This window comes from Ruminococcus sp. BSD2780120874_150323_B10 (genome assembly GCF_015553695.1).
GTDB classification, from domain to species: domain Bacteria; phylum Bacillota; class Clostridia; order Oscillospirales; family Acutalibacteraceae; genus Ruminococcoides; species Ruminococcoides intestinale_A.
In genome coordinates, this window is sequence record NZ_JADNHD010000007.1 from 20,227 (window position 1) to 35,555 (window position 15,329).

Consider the following 15,329-nt stretch of genomic DNA (forward strand, 5'->3'; position numbering starts at 1 on the left):
GTCAGCTCCTTTCCAAATCCTGTGTTTTCTGTTTTGCCTGTTTCTTCGGTGTCTGTTCTTTCGCTGCTTTAAGCTGCGCCCGGATAGAGGGCTTCTTTTCCGTTTTTGCTGCCTTGCCACGTTCCTTGTCAGCCTTGACAGTTTCCGCAAGGTCAACAAGGGAAATGGTTTCTCCTGTCTTTACCTTTGCTTCCAATTCTGCGACGGTCGGGGTGTTGTTTATCTGCCCGTCAATCATGTTGTAGTTTTGCTCGGTGGTCTGCTCGGCAGTTTTCAGATAGTTTTCCGGCTGCAAAAATTCCGGCACTTTCTTATAACCGAAGCTGTCTACATAGTGGGCGGTGTCCTGCCCGTTCTGATGAAGTACCACTACGTCGGAAACAGAAAGGCTGTGTCCCTTAAAATCTTTCGGGTGGTCGATATTAAAGCGGGTGTAAATATCTTCAAGGGAAGTCCCCGGCGTAAGAGGTGCGGAATAGACAAGGGCATAGTTTTTCGGGTCTACCCGGTGTCCGGCGGCAATCAGACGGTCGTAAGGCTCAAAACGCAAGTCCCTTGTTTCGTCCCCGCCTTTTATCTGATAAATGGAAAAGGTGTCTTTGTCCTGTGGGGCTTCCTGCTCCGGCTGCTCCTGTGCGGGTTGTTCCTGTGCAGCTACCTTTTGCTGCCGGATATGCGCCCGCTGTAACTCGGTAGGCTTTTCCCCGGTAAGGGGAGCAATCGCTTTCACATAATCAGCCGCATAGTAGGCGTTACTGGTAAGCTGCCGCTGCCATGCCCCGGCTTTTGGCGACCAACGGAAGCCATTACTTTTTAAGGCTTCCCGCGTGGCTTCGTCCGGCTTATCCTCAAAGAAGATTTGCAGTCGGTTCGCTTCGGTGTTTGCTTCCACCTTGCCGCCGTCAAATTCCCAACCTACAAAACCGATTTCTTTTTGCTGTGAAAGGGATTTGATACGGTCTTTCACGCGCCGGATTTCTGCGCTGTTGTTGGATAACGCCCAAGTCGCAAAGGGCTTGTCCTCCAAATGCCAACTGCTCGCCATGTCTGCTTTCAATTTTTCCAGTTCCTCCGGCGGTAAATGCGGGCAGCCGTCAAGGGTCTTATGCTTGCGGTAGTAGGCGTTTACGGCTTTCATGGTTTCCTGTGATTTTTCAAGGCTTTCCAGTTTCTTTTCTAACTTCTGTACTGCCTGCGGGTCGTCTGCGCTGATACCGCCCATGCCGGTACTGCGGATTTTATCAAGAAGCCCTTGTATGTCCTGCCATTCCCGGTAATTGCTGTCGCGGGCTGCGTTCTGCTTTTCTTTCTTCCTTGTGGGGAAGTTAGAGCCGCCCGCAATCAGGATAGAGGGAACACGCGCGTCAATCTCATAGCCTTTATTCATGTTCGCCGCCAGTTTCCGGGCATAGGTGTCAAGCAGGCTGTCGATTTTCTCATGGTACATCGGGTCTACCCGCTGTTTCTGCCTTTCTGCAAGTTGTACGGCTTCATCTACATAGTGCCTGTATTCAGCCGTCGCGCTGCCTTGCTTATAATCGGAAAAACTGTTCATATCCTTTGCACGTTTGGCGGCAGCTTCATTGATAGTATAATAAGGGGCGGCGGGTGCAGCCTGTTCCGGCTGTGCTTCTTTTTCCTGTACCGGGGCTGTTTCTTCGGGAAGCTCCGGCGCGGCTGCTTTTGTTTCGGGCTGTTTGGCGGCTTCCTGTGCGGGCTGTGCCTGTTCGGTGGTCTGTTCCTTATCCTGTGCCTTTTGGATTTCTGCAAAATGTCCGTCTATGGTATCAATCAGATTTGCGGCGGTGCTGCGGATTGTTTCAAGAGAGCCTTTCAGTTCTGCAAGTTCTTTTCCGCTGCTCCACCCGGCGATATACCCAAAAGAATAGTCCGACGTATCAAGCCCGTAATGTTGGCAGACCGCATAGGCGACGCTTTCCGCCTGTACCTCGCGGGTGCGGCGGTCGGGGCGTTCCGGCATGGCAAGGGCGGTATCATGCAGCGTGGCGTGGGCGATTTCATGGATTGCGGTCTTGATATTCTGCAATTCGTCCATGCCCTCGTTGATGAAGATACGCTTTTCCTCATAATTGCAGCGTCCTTTTACGCCGCCGCTTAGTGCTTCAAATCCCATAGCAAACGGGGAAGTCTTTTCAAGGGCAGCGAAAAAATCCTTGTATTGTTCCACGTTGCCCGTAAGCTCATAGGTAAGGGCAGGAAGTTCTTTTCCCTCGGTCTGTGAAATATCAAAGACAGATACTACACGAAAAGCGGGTATCTTGATTTCTTTTTCTTCGGTAACAGGTTTTCCGTCCTTATCGAAAACAGGCTTTTGGGTGTCCGGGTCGATTTTTTCCACCTGCTTCTTGACGGTAAACGGGGACGGTGCAAGTATCTTGATAGCTTTTTCTCCGGGCTTTACATGGCGGTCAAATTCCTTTTCCCATTGTTTATAGCCTTTCACAAGATTGCCGCCCTGCATGGCGATAAGGATTGTATTGTTAAGGCTGTAATCATGGAATTTTGACATGGTACGCAGATAATCGGCGTAACGGTCGCTTTCATACAGTCCTAAAATTCCCTGTTCCAGTCGGTCGGTAATCTCTTTCATTTTATCGGCGGGCTTTTCAGAAGATAGGATAATCGGGAGAACCGGGGGCTGCTCTGTGGCGGCGGTTTGTATGGCTGCGGAAGCGTCAAGGTCTGCCTGTTCCTTTTCCTGTACTGGCGGCTGCGGCGTTACCCGGTATTCCTCCGGCACGTCGCGCCCGTCGTACCACTGTGTAAAGGTGTTGCGGTTATTGTAGATATAGCCCTGCTCGGTAAAGCTGCCCCCGTCATTGATAGCAGCGTCCCGCCCGTATTCCTCATACATGAAATATTTTTTTGCTTCTTCGGGCAGCTCCAACTCGTCCAGTTCTTCAATCAGATAATGCCCGTAATCTTCCTCACTCTGTACGGACGGGTAAAGCCAGTAACAATCAAGGTTTTGTGCAAGGTTGATAATATCCTGCAAGTCCCTTGTATGGTCGCCGTATTCCATAGCTGCAACAAATTTTTCCCGGTCGTCGTCAAACTGCATTTTCAAAAGTTCGCTCAAATAGTTCAGTTCGTCAAGGCTTTCAAGCTCGGTCAATTTTCCTGCCAGTCCTGCAATAGAGGACTGGTATTCTGTGATATGCAGCTCCCCGTAGTTTTTGCCGTCTATCCCGATACGGTCAAAGACTTCTTTCAAATGCTCGGCAGTCGTGGGGAATGATACCCATTCGCCCGCAGGTCTGCCCTCGGTGTACTTTCCAAGATTAGAAAGATACCCGCTTAAAATCGTTTCTACCATGCGTTCGCTCCTTTCGTTTTCAATCATACGGTGCATAAGTTCGTAGTCCTCCATGCTCATGCTCCCGTCAAAAATATAGGGGTCGGGTTCTTCGCCGTCCCGGTAGGCTTTTTCAGAGAAAGGAAGCCCCGCAGCGTGGGCGGCGGCTCTTGCTTCCTCGATAAGCTCCGGCGGCAGCCTGTCGTCGTGGGCTTCGATAAATTCCCCGATATTGCTATATCCGTTTTCGTAGTGGCGGCGCACCCCGGCGGTCAGCTCGTCAAGGTTCATATCCTCGCCAAGATAGCCGGAATAATAGCCGTTTACCACAACGGCGGCAGGGTCAGCCTGTTTGATTTCTTCCATGCGGCTTCTGTCCTCCGGGTAAATGTAGTCGCTCATTTCAAGGTGGAAATATTCGGCGTTCCAAGAACGTCCCGTTTTCCAAAACGCCACCCAAGCGATACCGTCCCTTAATTCTTCTTGATAGTCCTTTACGGTGTCCCGTAAACTTGCCATGTGTAACCTCCTCTCTTCGGTTTCAGAGGGTAAAACCCTCCATAAAACAGAGGGTTTGGGAAACTTCCCAACAAGCAAAAATCCCCGCCGTTCTCGGTAGAGAAAGCAGGGATTTTACGGAAAAGGGTACTCTTTTCCTATGCTTGCTATTCAGTTATTTCTTCTTCGACAGTTCAATGCGGTAGTTGACATATTTCCCGCCTGTATCAGCCAATACGATAGTTCCGTCGTAGGTTTTGCCCGTCTTTGGGGAATAGAGCTTTTTCACATTTACTTTGCCGGATTGTAAGAGTGCAGCGGCAATTTTGGGGGTAAAGGTTACTTTTCGTTCTTCAAAGAAACGGTCATTTTTCCACATGGTAAAGCTACATTCCTTATTGCTGCAATAGTAGTTTTTCTTTCCCTCATAGACAGGAGAACCGCAGCGGGGGCAGCTTCCCAACGCTTCCCGTTCCGGCTTGAACATCTGCGCTTTATCATCAGAAAGAAACGGATAGGTCTTTACCAGTTCCCGCGCCATATCCTCGATACCCTCCATAAATGCGGCGGGGTCTGCCTTGCCTTTGGCAATCTGCGTCAGATTGTTTTCCCATTCTGCGGTAAGCTGCGGGCTTGTCAAGGTGTCCGGCAGGACACACACAAGGTTGATACCGTCCTTTGTGGGAAGTAGCTGCTTGCCTTTTCGCTCCACAAAGCCGCCCTTTACCAGTTTTTCAATGACGGCGGCGCGGGTGGCGGGAGTTCCAAGCCCTTTGCGTTCTGCGTCCGGGTCGGTGTCCTCACTTCCGGCGCGCTCCATAGCAGAGAGCAGCGACGCTTCGTTGTGAGGTTTTGGCGGTGTTGTGTCATGCTCCGTTACCTTTGCCGTCGGATTTTCAAAGGTCTGTCCCTCGGTAAATGGCGGCAGGGTCTTTTCTGTGTCACTGTCTGCGTCGTCCGTTTCGGGCTTGTTCTTTAAGGCTGCCCTGTATCTTCGGTCAATCTCTTTCCACCCGTCGGACAGCACCGTTTTTCCCCTTGCGATAAAAGACTGTCCGGCACATTCAAAAACTGCTGTAACCGCTTCAAAGGTATGCGGTGCAGCGGTCGCCATGAGCAGACGCGCCCCGGCAAGGGTAAGGATATTCCTTTCGCTTTCCGGCAGCGTGGCAAGGTCGGTCTTTGCAAGCTCCATAGTCGGGATAATGGCATGGTGGTCTGATACCTTTTTACTGTTCAGCACCTTTCCAAGCTCCGGCGTGAAGTCTTTTCCCGCCATAAAAGAAAATTTCCCACAAAGCAGCTTGATAATGCCCGCCGCTGTGTCGCTCATGTCGTCGGTCAGAAATGCGCTGTCTGTTCTCGGATAAGTAAGAAGTCTTTTTTCATACAGAGATTGTGCAAGGTCAAGGGTCTGCTTTGCGGTATAACCGAACAGGCGGTTTGCTTCCCTCTGTAAAGAAGTAAGGTCAAAGAGCTTCGGCGGGGCTGCGGTCTTTTTCTCTTTCACAAGGGAAGCACAGACTGCTTTTGACACTTCGCAAGCAGCTTTCAGCTTGTCAGCTTCGGAACGGTCAGATAGTTTTTCGCTTGCAGCTTCCGCGCCGGATAAGACAAGGCGCACATGGTAGTATTTTTCTTTCTTAAATGTGGTAATCGCTGCGTCCCGGTCAACAAGCATTTTTAAGGTCGGGGTCTGTACGCGTCCCACGTTCAAGGTATGATTGTAAAGGACAGAGAAAAGGCGGGTGGCATTGATACCGATTAACCAGTCAGCCTTTGCCCTGCACAATGCGGAAGCAAAGAGCGCGTCGTATTCCTCGCCGTTCTTCAGACGGGAAAAGCCCTCTTTGATTGCGCTGTCCTCCATAGAAGAAATCCAAAGGCGGCGCATAGGTTTCTTGCAGCCCGCCATTTCATAGACAAAGCGGAAAATGAGTTCGCCCTCGCGCCCCGCGTCGCAGGCATTGACGACTTCGGAAACGTCTGCCCGGTGCATAAGCTCTTTTAGGGTTTTGAATTGCTTTTCCTTGTCAGAAGCAACGGTGTACTTCCATTCCTGCGGCAAAATCGGTAAGCTGTCATAGCTCCACTTTTTATATTGTTCCCCGTAGGTGGCAGCTTCCGCAAGCCCTACCAAATGTCCCACGCACCAAGAAACGATATAGCCGCTTCCTGTGAGAAATCCGTCTTTCTTTTCCTTTGCCCCCAGTACGGCAGCGATTGTCTGTGCCACACTGGGCTTTTCTGCGATAACTAAAATCAAATATAAGTTCCTCCTTTCAGCGTTCCGGCTCGGTTTTCTTTTTCTCCTGTACCTGTTTCAGACAGTACCCCACACAAGGGGACTGTCCCTTGTAAGGGCAGGAAGCACAAGCAGGGGGATAAGGAACAGGCGGCGCATTATCACGCCGCCCGTTCGGTTTCTGTATCATCATCTTTTCAAAGGGATTGTTGGTAAACAGGGTCATAGGGTTTCTTCCTCCGTTTCTTCATCTTCGGGAGTTTCCCCGGTATCTGCTTCCGGCTCGTCCTCGTCGTAGTCCTCAAATTCAAAATCTTCAAGGTCGGTATCGCCCTTTACATTCTGCTTCGGCTTTAGAAACTTAAAGTAGTAGAACGCTGCGCCGCCACCAAGCAGGGCAAAGAGGACTAAGGCAAGCACCACACCGGGATTGCCGCCTTTTTCTTTCAGTTCTTCCGGCTGCTCCGTTGGTGTTGGGGTAGGTTCTTTGCCTGTGCAGCCTGTCATACTGGTAACACATACCGGGCAGGACGTGTTTACCTTTCCGACTTCGCATTTTTCCGTACAGTTACAGATTTCCGGCTTTTTGGCAGCTTCGCCGTTTTCGGTCAGTGCCATAAGGTCGGCTTCGTCCACTTGATTTAGGAAATGTACGGTCTGTTCGCCCTCGGCGGCGCGGTCAATGAGGATATAGAAGTAGTTGCCGCCTTTGGTGGTAACAGTGATAAGTTGCTTATTGCCGCCGTAATCGTCAACCAGTGTAGCGTTTCCCTTTGGGGTAAGGGGCGGCGTTTCCTCTTTTTCCTCCACAACTACATTACTGTCGTTGGTCGCGTCCCCGGCGGGCGGCTCTGTGGCTGCGCCCTGTGCATAGGCAGGGACAGAAAAACCGCCCATAAGGATAAGGGCGGCACAAAGGGCAGTCATGGTCTTTTTCAGTTTATTCTTCATCTGCATTTTCCTCCTGTTCGTTTTCTTCTGCGGGTGCGGCAGTCATGCCGGGAATACCGCCGCCGGACAGCATAGCGTTCAGTTCCTGCGGGGTCAGACGCATAGCTCGTACAAGCTGCACGATTTCAAGGTTTTCCGCTTCGGTTTTCTGCACTTCCAGTCCTTTTAACTTGTTCTGATACTCTGTGATTTTCTCGCGGGTCTTTGCGATTTCCTTATTGATACGGTCAATTTTATTGTTTGCCATAGGTCATTTCTCCTTTCTTTTTGGGGTTGCTTTACCAGTTCATCAGCCCGTAGCCTTTGATACATTGATAGTTAAGGTCATAGCTCTTTATCTTGCAGGCGTCGCCGGAATTGCCCTCAACGGTATAGACGCGGCTGCCGTCCCTGCCAAGCACAAGCCCCACATGGTCGGCAACGCCGTCTAAATCCCAATCGAAAAAGATAGCGTCGCCCGGTGCGATATTCTCATAGCCGCGTGCGCCCCATTGTCCCCTTGACTGAAACCAAGGGACACCCTGCCATTCGCAGCCCGCAAAGCGCGGTTCGCTTTTTCCGGCTTGATTGTAGCACCATGATACAAAACAGGCGCACCATTCCACGCGGCTGTTAAAGCCGTACCAAGACCAGTAAGGGTAGCCGCCCACATTTCCGACTTGCTGCTTTGCAAGCTCCATAAGCTCTTGATTTCCGGGGCGCGTACCGTTTACAAACTCCACACCGCTTAAATCCTCGGACGGGCTTCCGTCGGGAGAACCGCCGCCAAAAATCAGCGGTTTGTTGCCGCTTGTTTCCAAATACACCCGGTACATTTCAAGCTGCTGTGGCGTAAGAAGTTCCTCCGCAAGCTCTGAAATCGGCTTGTTTGTCAGTTTCACATTTAAGATGTGATACTCATAAGGGACTTCCTCGGTGGTGGTTTCCCCGGTTTCCGGGTCGGTGCTTGTTTCGGTGCGGTAGCGTATTTCCACTTCCTCGGTCAGCGTCAAGGTGTACTGCATGGAAAAGATACGTTCAAGCTCTGCCTGTGCGCTCTGCGGGGTGTAGCTCTGCAAGAGGGCGGTCAAGTAAGACGCAAGTTCGTGGGGGTTATGCCCGATACTGTCAAGGTCGTAGCGGTATTCATCATAGCCGGGGTGGGTGCTTTCGATATTGTCAATCTCACTTTGCAGCCCGTTTTCCAATGCGGCATAGTTGTTTTCAACTGCCACAAGGTCGCTGTCCTCGGATGTGTAGGAAGTGCCAAGCACCCCGTTTGTCAAGCCCGAAAACATAGCCCCGCAAGAGGACAGCCCTGCGGAAATCATAATAAAGAGAAGCAGCGCGGCAACTGCAATCAAAATGCCCGCCGGGTGTCTTGCCGCAAATGCGGCGGCTTTCCTCGTTTCCTCGGCGGTTTTCTTCGCCGTCTTTCTTGTGGCTTCCGCTGCGGCTTTTGCCCCTCCTTTCTTTGCCGCCTTTGCATACTGGCGTTTTATCTGCTGTTTCTGCATGAAACGGGAAAGCGGGTTAGAAGTAAGCTGCGGGTTGTCGTGCAGGGTTTTGTGATACTGGAAGTTGACGTTTGCCTTAAATGCTGCCTTTTCTGCCTTTGCCGCTTCCCGGTAAGGTTTCAGCTTATGGCTGCGGTAGCCCTGTTTTAACTTCCGCGCCCCGTATTTCGCGCCGCGCTCGGCAAGTTCCTCCGATTTATGCGCCCCCTCAACGCCGGAATTGTCCTTTTCAACGGAATGTATCTTGTTGTGGACGAAAATCCCTGCTTCCTGTGCGGGGCGGGACAGCGGGTTTCCTTTTTTGCCGCCGGGTATCGGTTTTTCCTGTTCTTCAAAGTGAAGTCGGGTCTTTGCCTTTCCTGCGGCTTCGTCAAAGGTGCGCTCCTTAACCAGTTTCTTTTGCTTCGGGATAGCTGCCTTTGCTGCGTCCAGTCGGTCAGCGGCTTTGTTTGATTTCTCAATATAGCATTCCAGTTCCGGGACGGCAAGTTCTTCCTCGGTAAACTGCAAGCGGGAAGATGTTGTTTGTACGGTAACTTCCTCCTGTGCTTTATGTACCGCTTTTTTACTGGCTCTGCGGGTCTGTGCTGCTTCGATATGCTCCATAACGCGCTCTGCTGTGGCGGTGTCCCTTGCGGGGGAAGCTCCCGGTGCGTGGGGTAACGGGGAAGTTTGGGACGCTACACCTTGAAGCTGCGTCCCGTCCTGCGCCGCTTGCTGCTCCGGGGACTTTTGAAAATCCGCGTCCTGTTCCCGTTTACTGATACGCTCGGCGGTCTGCTGTGTTTCGTTTACCTCAATAAGCCCGTCGCGGGTCATTTTCTGTGTGATTTTATCGCGGGATTTATATTGCTTCATGGTCTGCACCTCACTTTCCGCTTTCGGAAACTTCCTCCGGCTTCGTTGTCATTACCCGGTAAAGCTCGGTATCTTTCGGGAAGCGGTCTACAAAAGGCAGCACCACATTTCCATAAAAGATAAGCCCCTCGCCCGCTTCGGTGTGGGTAACGTATTTCATCTGCTGCGGGGAAATATTAAGCTGCTTTGCAAGGATAGTACGGTCGCCCTGCGCTTGATTGAGCATAAGGACAAAATCACTGTTTTCAAAGATATTTTCCACCTCGCGGCTTGCCAAAAGGTCTTTGACGTTCTGTGTAATGGCTGTTGGGATACCGCCCCATTTACGGAAACGCTTCCAAATCTCCACGCTGTAAGCGGCGGTCTGTTCCTCTTTTAAGAGCAAATGAAACTCGTCCATATAGTAGCGGGTGGATTTCTTTTCTGCCCGGTTTATCGTTACCCTGTTCCATGTCTGGTCTTGCACAATGAGCATACCTAACTTTTTGAGCTGCTTCCCAAGCTGCTTTATATCAAAGCAGACAAGGCGGTTAGAAAGTTCCACGTTGGTTCTGTGGTTGAATACGTTAAGGCTGCCGGAAACATACAGCTCCAATGCCGCCGCGATACGGGCAGCTTCCGGCTCCGGCTGTCTTAGCAGCTCGTCGTAAAGGTCGCCCAAGATAGGCATTTTTGCCGGGTCGGGGTCTGCAAGGAACGGGCGGTACACATTTCTTACAGCCCTGTCAATGACGGTCTTATCGACAGGCTGCAAGCCCTCCTTGCCGCCAATGACAAGCTCGCAGAGGGAAAGGATAAAATCACTTTTCAACGCAAGAGGGTTGTCGTCCTCGCTGTAATTAAGGTTTATATCCATAGGGTTTACATACTGGGGCTTGCCGTCAATGCCCCTGCCCGTAGGGGAAAGCCGTATCACTTGCCCGTTTAGACGCTGCACAAGGGAAAAATACTCGGCTTCCGGGTCGCAGATGATAATGTCGTCGTCAGTAATGAGGAAAGCATTTGCCATTTCCCTTTTGGCGGCGAAACTCTTACCGCTTCCCGGCGTTCCCAAGATAAGCCCGTTTGGGTTTTTGAGCTGCTTTCTGTCGCAGAGTATCATGTTGTTAGAAAGGGCGTTCAAGCCATAGTACAGGGCTTGCCCCGTCTGAAATAACTCCTGCGTGATAAAGGGAATGAAAATAGCGGTGCTTGATGTGGTAAGCCCCCGCTGTATCGGGATAAGGTTTTCCCCAATCGGCACACTGGATAAAAGCCCCGCTTCCTGCTGATAGTCAAGGCGTGTAAGGCGGCAGTTGTATTTCTGTGCGATACCCGCCGCCGCGAAAATGTCATTTTCCAGTTTCCGCTTCGTGTCTGCCATGTTTACCACAAGGAACGTAAGGAGAAACATTCGCTCGTTGCGGCTCTGTAAGTCCTGCAACAAGTTCTTTGCTTCGCTGCCAAAGGTGGCAAGGTCGGACGGGATTATATCCATGTCATAGCCGCTTCTAACCGCTTTTTTCTGTTCCTCAATCTTCATCTTGTCAAGGTCTGTGATTTTGCGCTTAATGGTCTTGATTGCTTCCGACTGGTCGATACTGCGGATATGCAAGTTGACGATTACGCCCGTTTCCAAGTCCAGTATGTCGGCAAGCATACGGTCGTTGAGTTCCGGCGCAAGGATTTCAAGGAAGCTCGCCGCGCCGATTTTCTTCCCCATGCGGAAATATCTGCCCTCGCCAAAACGGAAAGAGGACGGGGCGATAAAATCCTTTGTAGACAGCCCCGACGGGGTAAGCCAGTCAAAGGAAAAGGAGAACGGCTCGCCCTCCGGGTGAAATACCCCATGCAGCACCTTTAAGCGTTCATAGCCGGATAAGGGGCGGGCAGTTACGCCAAGCACCTTGAAATTGTTAAGCACGTCGGTTTCGATACGGGAAAGCCTTGACTTTGCAGCCGCCTTGTTATCGGCTTCAACGGTAAAGGTAATGTATTTGTGCTTCACAAGCCCGTTGTTGCCTTTACTAAGCTGATTTTTCAGCATATCCGAATACTCGGTGCGGATAGAATTAAAAGCGTCCTCCTGCGCGGGGATAGAGATTGCTTTTTCTGCCTGTTCCCGCTGCGTCCCTTGATTGATGAAAGAAAGCTGCACGCTTACGCTCGCGTCAAAGTAGTTGAGGAAATCGCACCAGTTTTCAAAAATGGCGGTCTTATCGTCAGCCTGTGCAAGCTGATAATTGATGTCCTCGAACATGACGCACTTTGAATATCTTTTTTCCGTAACCTTGCAGATACCGTCCGGGTACATGGCAAGGTAGGGAATGGTCTGCTGTGCGGTGCGGGCTTTGCCGTCGCCTTTTGCCTTTCGGATAGCTTCGGCAATCTGTTTCTTTTCCGCGCGGGTCAGCTTACGCCTGTTTCCTGCGGCTTCCCGCGTCTTTTTTGTCTGTCCTTTTGACAATCGCTGATACCTCCTTTTCTAATGCCCGCTGTTTCTCCAAGAGTGCATATAGGTTTTCCGTCTGATACGGTCGCACTTTGGGACGGGTAAATTTTGTCTGAATGATGTTCTTTACAACCACTTCAAGGGGCTGTCCATGCTTTTCATACATGGCAACCAAGAAGCAGGGAAGCATAACGACAATCATTGCCATTGCCGCAAGGCTCGTCCCTGCGCTGTCTTTGAGCAAAAAGAAAAGCGGCAGTCCCATAAGAAGTGCCACTGAAAAACAAAGGATTTGCCGCTTTGTCAGATTGAAAGCGACTTTTGTTTTGACTTTGGATAAGTCTTTAGGTACAGGTACATACGCCAAGAAAAACCTCCTTTCTGCGGGGCTTGCCCGCGTGTGCTGTGTTAATGTGCATTAAAAATAGATTTTGCCAGTGCGCCGGATTTGAACAGGGAAAAACAGAGGATAACTGTATAGGCGGCAAGGGAAAATACCGCGCTGTGCAGATTGTCTGCGATTATCATGTCGTTTACCAGTACGGCGTAAATACCGACACATATCATAATGAGGAAGCCTTGAAAACCAAGAGCGAACAGCCCTTTTAGGTAGTTGTTCCCAATCTGTCCCCATTCTCTGTTGGTCATAGTTGCAAATGGAATAGGCGATACCGAACAGTAAAGGTAAATCTCTATCATTCTGCCGTAGAGGATAACGGTTATCAGTACGGACATGATTTTCATGCAAAGGCTCACAAGGCTTGTTTCAAGCACAAGTAAGAGCAGTTCGGGGATTTCCATATCTTCAAGCCCCTCCTGCATGGCGGCAAGGGCTTCGGCAACGTCGATATTCGTATCGCCGCCGATAACCCCCGCTGCACCGGAAACGATATGCTGCGCCATATCAAAAACCGCCATTGTGATGTTGAATGTGTTGGTTACGATAAACACCGCAACAAAGGCTTTGAATATCCACTTAAAGAACATGAATGTTTCTATGTCGTGCATATTGTTCTTTTCCGTTACCATGCTGATAAGCTCGTAGCATAGGACATAGGTAATGACAAGCCCCGCAATCGGGACGATTACATTTTCAGAAAGGGTCTGTATCATATTGAAAATGTTTGCGTTCCAACCCTGCGGGGTCTGTCCTACCTCGTTTGCGATAGTTCCGACCTTTTCGTTTACGTCCCCGAACATAGTTGACAGATTACCGTTTATCGCTCCGATAAGGATTTCCTTTATCCATTCGTTAATCGCGTCAAGTATGCTCTGCATAGGCAGTTACCCGCGCTTAACCGAACAAGCCGGAAAGCAAAGGTACAAGGATAGTGCCGATAAGGGCAACGCCGCCGCCCGCCATGAGCTGTTTCATACCAAAATAGGTGTAAAACTCTGCTCGATGGCGGGCGGCGGCGTGTCAAGAAATTTATGGAATTTTTTTAGAACCGCCCCGGCGGGAACAGGTCAGGCCGTGACCTGTTCCACCTCCGGGATGGGTTTGAGATTAAAATGAATTTCAATAGAAATGTGTCGTGTCTTATCGCTGTCGATGTGTTCATGGACAACGATTTCTTTAATCAGACGGTTGAGGGTGGCAGCGTCCAGCTCCGTGATGTCGGCGTATTCCTGAATGGCGTCCACCCATTGCTTGGCGTCCACGGCAAGGCGGATTTCATCAGCCAGCTTCCTGCGCCCCTGTTCAACCCGTTCCTTTAGTTCAGCCTGTTCCTTCTGCGTCTTATCCAGCATGAGATTGAAGTTTGCTTCGCTGATACGTCCGGCAACCATGTCCTCATAGAGCCGCAGCACCATTTTTTCCAGTACCTCAATCCGTTCCTCGTGCTTCGTCAGGGAACGCTCCAACGCTTCCCGCTGGCCTTTCTGCTCGGCTTCACAGGTGTTGGTAAGCCGTCCGGCAACAGCTTCCCCGTCCATCAGGGCGGCCTTCGCACATTCCCGGATTTTGTTCAGCACAAGGCGGTAAAGGGTTTCGTACTCCACACGGTGCTGGGTACAGTGCTGTTTCCCATAGGCATTATAGGTCTTACAGGAATAAATCTGCTTCGGGTGCTTGTCGTTGGTGTAGCGGATAGTCAGTGATTTCCCACACTCGCCACATTTGAGAAGCCCCGCAAACAGGCTGATTTCCCCGGTCTGGCGGGAACGCTGCCGGGATTTCAGCTTGTCCTGCACGATGTCAAAGCTCTTGCGGTCAACAATCGGCTCATGCCGTTCCTCCACCACAATCCAGTCCTGCGGCTTTTTTTCCCCGATGGTGCCGATTTTGAAGCGGTAGTCCTTCTTCTGGGAAGCGATAGCCCCGGTATAGACGGGATTCATCAGGATGTCCTTGATTACCGAAAAATCCCACATATACCGCCCGTTTACCGGGTCTTTCTTTTCCCATTTAGTGCGGACATTGCGGAAGCCCCGTTCCCGGTTCCACCATGTAGGGCAAGGCACCTTCTGTTCTTCCAGCCTGCGCCGGATAAAGTTCGGGCCGTGTCCTTCCAGCGCCCAGCGGAAGATTTGCCGGACAATGGGGGCGGTTTCCTCGTCCACCAGCAGATGGTTTTTGTCCTCCGGGTCTTTCTGATACCCGAAAGGGGCGATACAGCCGGTAAACTGGCCTTGCTGGGCTTTCAGAAGGTAAGAGGAATGTACCTTCTTGGAAATATCCTTGCTGTACATCTCGTTGAGGATGTTCTTGAACGGCGCAATGTCGTTATTCTCCCGCATGGTGTCGATACCGTCATTCATGGCGATATAGCGGACGCCGTGGCGGGGAAAGAAGTCCTCAATGAGTGTGCCGGTCTGCAAATAATTTCTGCCCAACCTCGATAAATCTTTCGTTATGACAAGGTTTATCTGCCTGCGCTCGATGGCTTTGAGCATCCGTTTCAGGTCGGGGCGCTCCATGTTCAGCCCCGTGTAGCCATCGTCCTGATAGACTGCCACAACCTCCCATCCCTGCTTTTCGCAGTATTTTTCCAGCATATCCCGCTGGTTGGCAATACTGGCGCTCTCCCCGTCAAGGTCATCGTCTTTGGAAAGCCTGCAATAGATGGCTGCCCGGAAGCTGCCTGCCAGTATTGCGTCCATGTCTGTATATTCATATCCGTTCATCATAACCGTTTACCCGCACAATCCAGACGGAACACGGTTCTTCTGAACCTCATCCTTATTATACTCTAAATCTTGTGTTTTCGCAAGATTTTCTTTGCTGGTATTCTGCCCATATTTTTGGGCAATCAGGCTCACAAAGACGTCTGTGGCGTCCAGTTCGCCGTCAAAAACTGTGGTAACATGAATCTCTGTTTTCGTTTTTGCCATAGGCAGTTATCCTCCATAATAGAATAAGCCAGACAAGGAGAAGGTCGGCAACGAAGTCCGGCAACGGGCTTCAAAAAACCTGAAAACTATCTCTGTCTGGCAGTTTGGCTCTTATTTTTATTTTCTTTTATTTTTCTGTTGTTTTGGTTGCTGATAAGGGGAAAAGCCCGCAGTTACGGGGGGTTTCCCGGCAACCGG

Annotated in this window: 11 protein-coding genes and 1 pseudogene; all 12 read right to left on the reverse strand. The window is 50.8% G+C overall.

Features of this window, described 5'->3' with window-relative positions:
- Window position 1: 1 nt before the first annotated feature.
- A complete protein-coding gene (locus tag I2E21_RS05840) occupies window positions 2–3,835 on the reverse strand; it encodes an antirestriction protein ArdA (RefSeq protein WP_002610337.1) in 3,834 nt (1,277 codons plus the stop codon).
- 154 nt (window positions 3,836–3,989) lie between these two features.
- Window positions 3,990–6,080 carry a DNA topoisomerase 3 gene (locus I2E21_RS05845; protein ID WP_002610336.1) on the reverse strand — a complete coding sequence of 697 codons (2,091 nt, stop codon included), beginning with the start codon at window positions 6,078–6,080 and terminating at the stop codon, window positions 3,990–3,992.
- A gap of 16 nt (window positions 6,081–6,096) precedes the next feature.
- On the reverse strand, window positions 6,097–6,285 hold the full coding sequence (locus I2E21_RS05850; protein WP_002610333.1) for a hypothetical protein: 189 nt from the start codon (window positions 6,283–6,285) through the stop codon (window positions 6,097–6,099).
- Window positions 6,282–7,010, reverse strand: coding sequence for a DUF4366 domain-containing protein (locus I2E21_RS05855; RefSeq protein ID WP_002610332.1), 729 nt, complete (start codon window positions 7,008–7,010; stop codon window positions 6,282–6,284). Before I2E21_RS05855 ends, I2E21_RS05850 begins: the two co-directional genes overlap by 4 nt.
- A complete protein-coding gene (locus I2E21_RS05860; RefSeq protein WP_055153476.1) occupies window positions 7,000–7,257 on the reverse strand; it encodes a DUF4315 family protein in 258 nt (85 codons plus the stop codon). Before I2E21_RS05860 ends, I2E21_RS05855 begins: the two co-directional genes overlap by 11 nt.
- Window positions 7,258–7,288: 31 nt before the next feature.
- The gene (locus tag I2E21_RS05865) at window positions 7,289–9,325 is read right to left on the reverse strand and encodes a CHAP domain-containing protein (RefSeq protein ID WP_117605126.1); all 2,037 of its coding nucleotides are present in this window, start codon (window positions 9,323–9,325) and stop codon (window positions 7,289–7,291) included.
- Between the two features lie 49 nt (window positions 9,326–9,374).
- Window positions 9,375–11,810, reverse strand: coding sequence for a VirB4-like conjugal transfer ATPase, CD1110 family (locus I2E21_RS05870; RefSeq protein WP_195410705.1), 2,436 nt, complete (start codon window positions 11,808–11,810; stop codon window positions 9,375–9,377).
- Window positions 11,758–12,162, reverse strand: a complete 405-nt coding sequence (locus I2E21_RS05875) for a PrgI family protein (RefSeq protein ID WP_021388550.1) — start codon at window positions 12,160–12,162, stop codon at window positions 11,758–11,760. Before I2E21_RS05875 ends, I2E21_RS05870 begins: the two co-directional genes overlap by 53 nt.
- Before the next feature lie 41 nt (window positions 12,163–12,203).
- Window positions 12,204–13,073 (reverse strand): VirB6/TrbL-like conjugal transfer protein, CD1112 family, encoded by an 870-nt coding sequence (locus tag I2E21_RS05880; protein WP_195410706.1) that lies wholly within the window; start codon window positions 13,071–13,073, stop codon window positions 12,204–12,206.
- Window positions 13,074–13,089: 16 nt separating this feature from the next.
- Window positions 13,090–13,173: pseudogene (locus I2E21_RS05885) on the reverse strand (Maff2 family protein); the annotation flags it as partial.
- Between the two features lie 89 nt (window positions 13,174–13,262).
- Window positions 13,263–14,927 carry a recombinase family protein gene (locus I2E21_RS05890; protein ID WP_007884068.1) on the reverse strand — a complete coding sequence of 555 codons (1,665 nt, stop codon included), beginning with the start codon at window positions 14,925–14,927 and terminating at the stop codon, window positions 13,263–13,265.
- A 6-nt stretch (window positions 14,928–14,933) separates the two neighbouring features.
- Complete coding sequence (locus tag I2E21_RS05895) at window positions 14,934–15,131, reverse strand: hypothetical protein (protein ID WP_006858666.1); 198 nt, start codon at window positions 15,129–15,131, stop codon at window positions 14,934–14,936.
- Window positions 15,132–15,329: the final 198 nt, after the last annotated feature.

Bases quoted from the DNA above. Each gene is read 5' to 3' on its own strand.
- I2E21_RS05890 (WP_007884068.1), bottom strand. From the start codon at position 14,927: ATGATGAACGGATATGAATATACAGACATGGACGCAATACTGGCAGGC.
- I2E21_RS05880 (WP_195410706.1), bottom strand. From the start codon at position 13,073: ATGCAGAGCATACTTGACGCGATTAACGAATGGATAAAGGAAATCCTT.
- I2E21_RS05860 (WP_055153476.1), bottom strand. From the start codon at position 7,257: ATGGCAAACAATAAAATTGACCGTATCAATAAGGAAATCGCAAAGACC.
- I2E21_RS05850 (WP_002610333.1), bottom strand. From the start codon at position 6,285: ATGACCCTGTTTACCAACAATCCCTTTGAAAAGATGATGATACAGAAA.
- I2E21_RS05895 (WP_006858666.1), bottom strand. From the start codon at position 15,131: ATGGCAAAAACGAAAACAGAGATTCATGTTACCACAGTTTTTGACGGC.
- I2E21_RS05865 (WP_117605126.1), bottom strand. From the start codon at position 9,325: ATGACCCGCGACGGGCTTATTGAGGTAAACGAAACACAGCAGACCGCC.
- I2E21_RS05855 (WP_002610332.1), bottom strand. From the start codon at position 7,010: ATGAAGAATAAACTGAAAAAGACCATGACTGCCCTTTGTGCCGCCCTT.
- I2E21_RS05840 (WP_002610337.1), bottom strand. From the start codon at position 3,835: ATGGCAAGTTTACGGGACACCGTAAAGGACTATCAAGAAGAATTAAGG.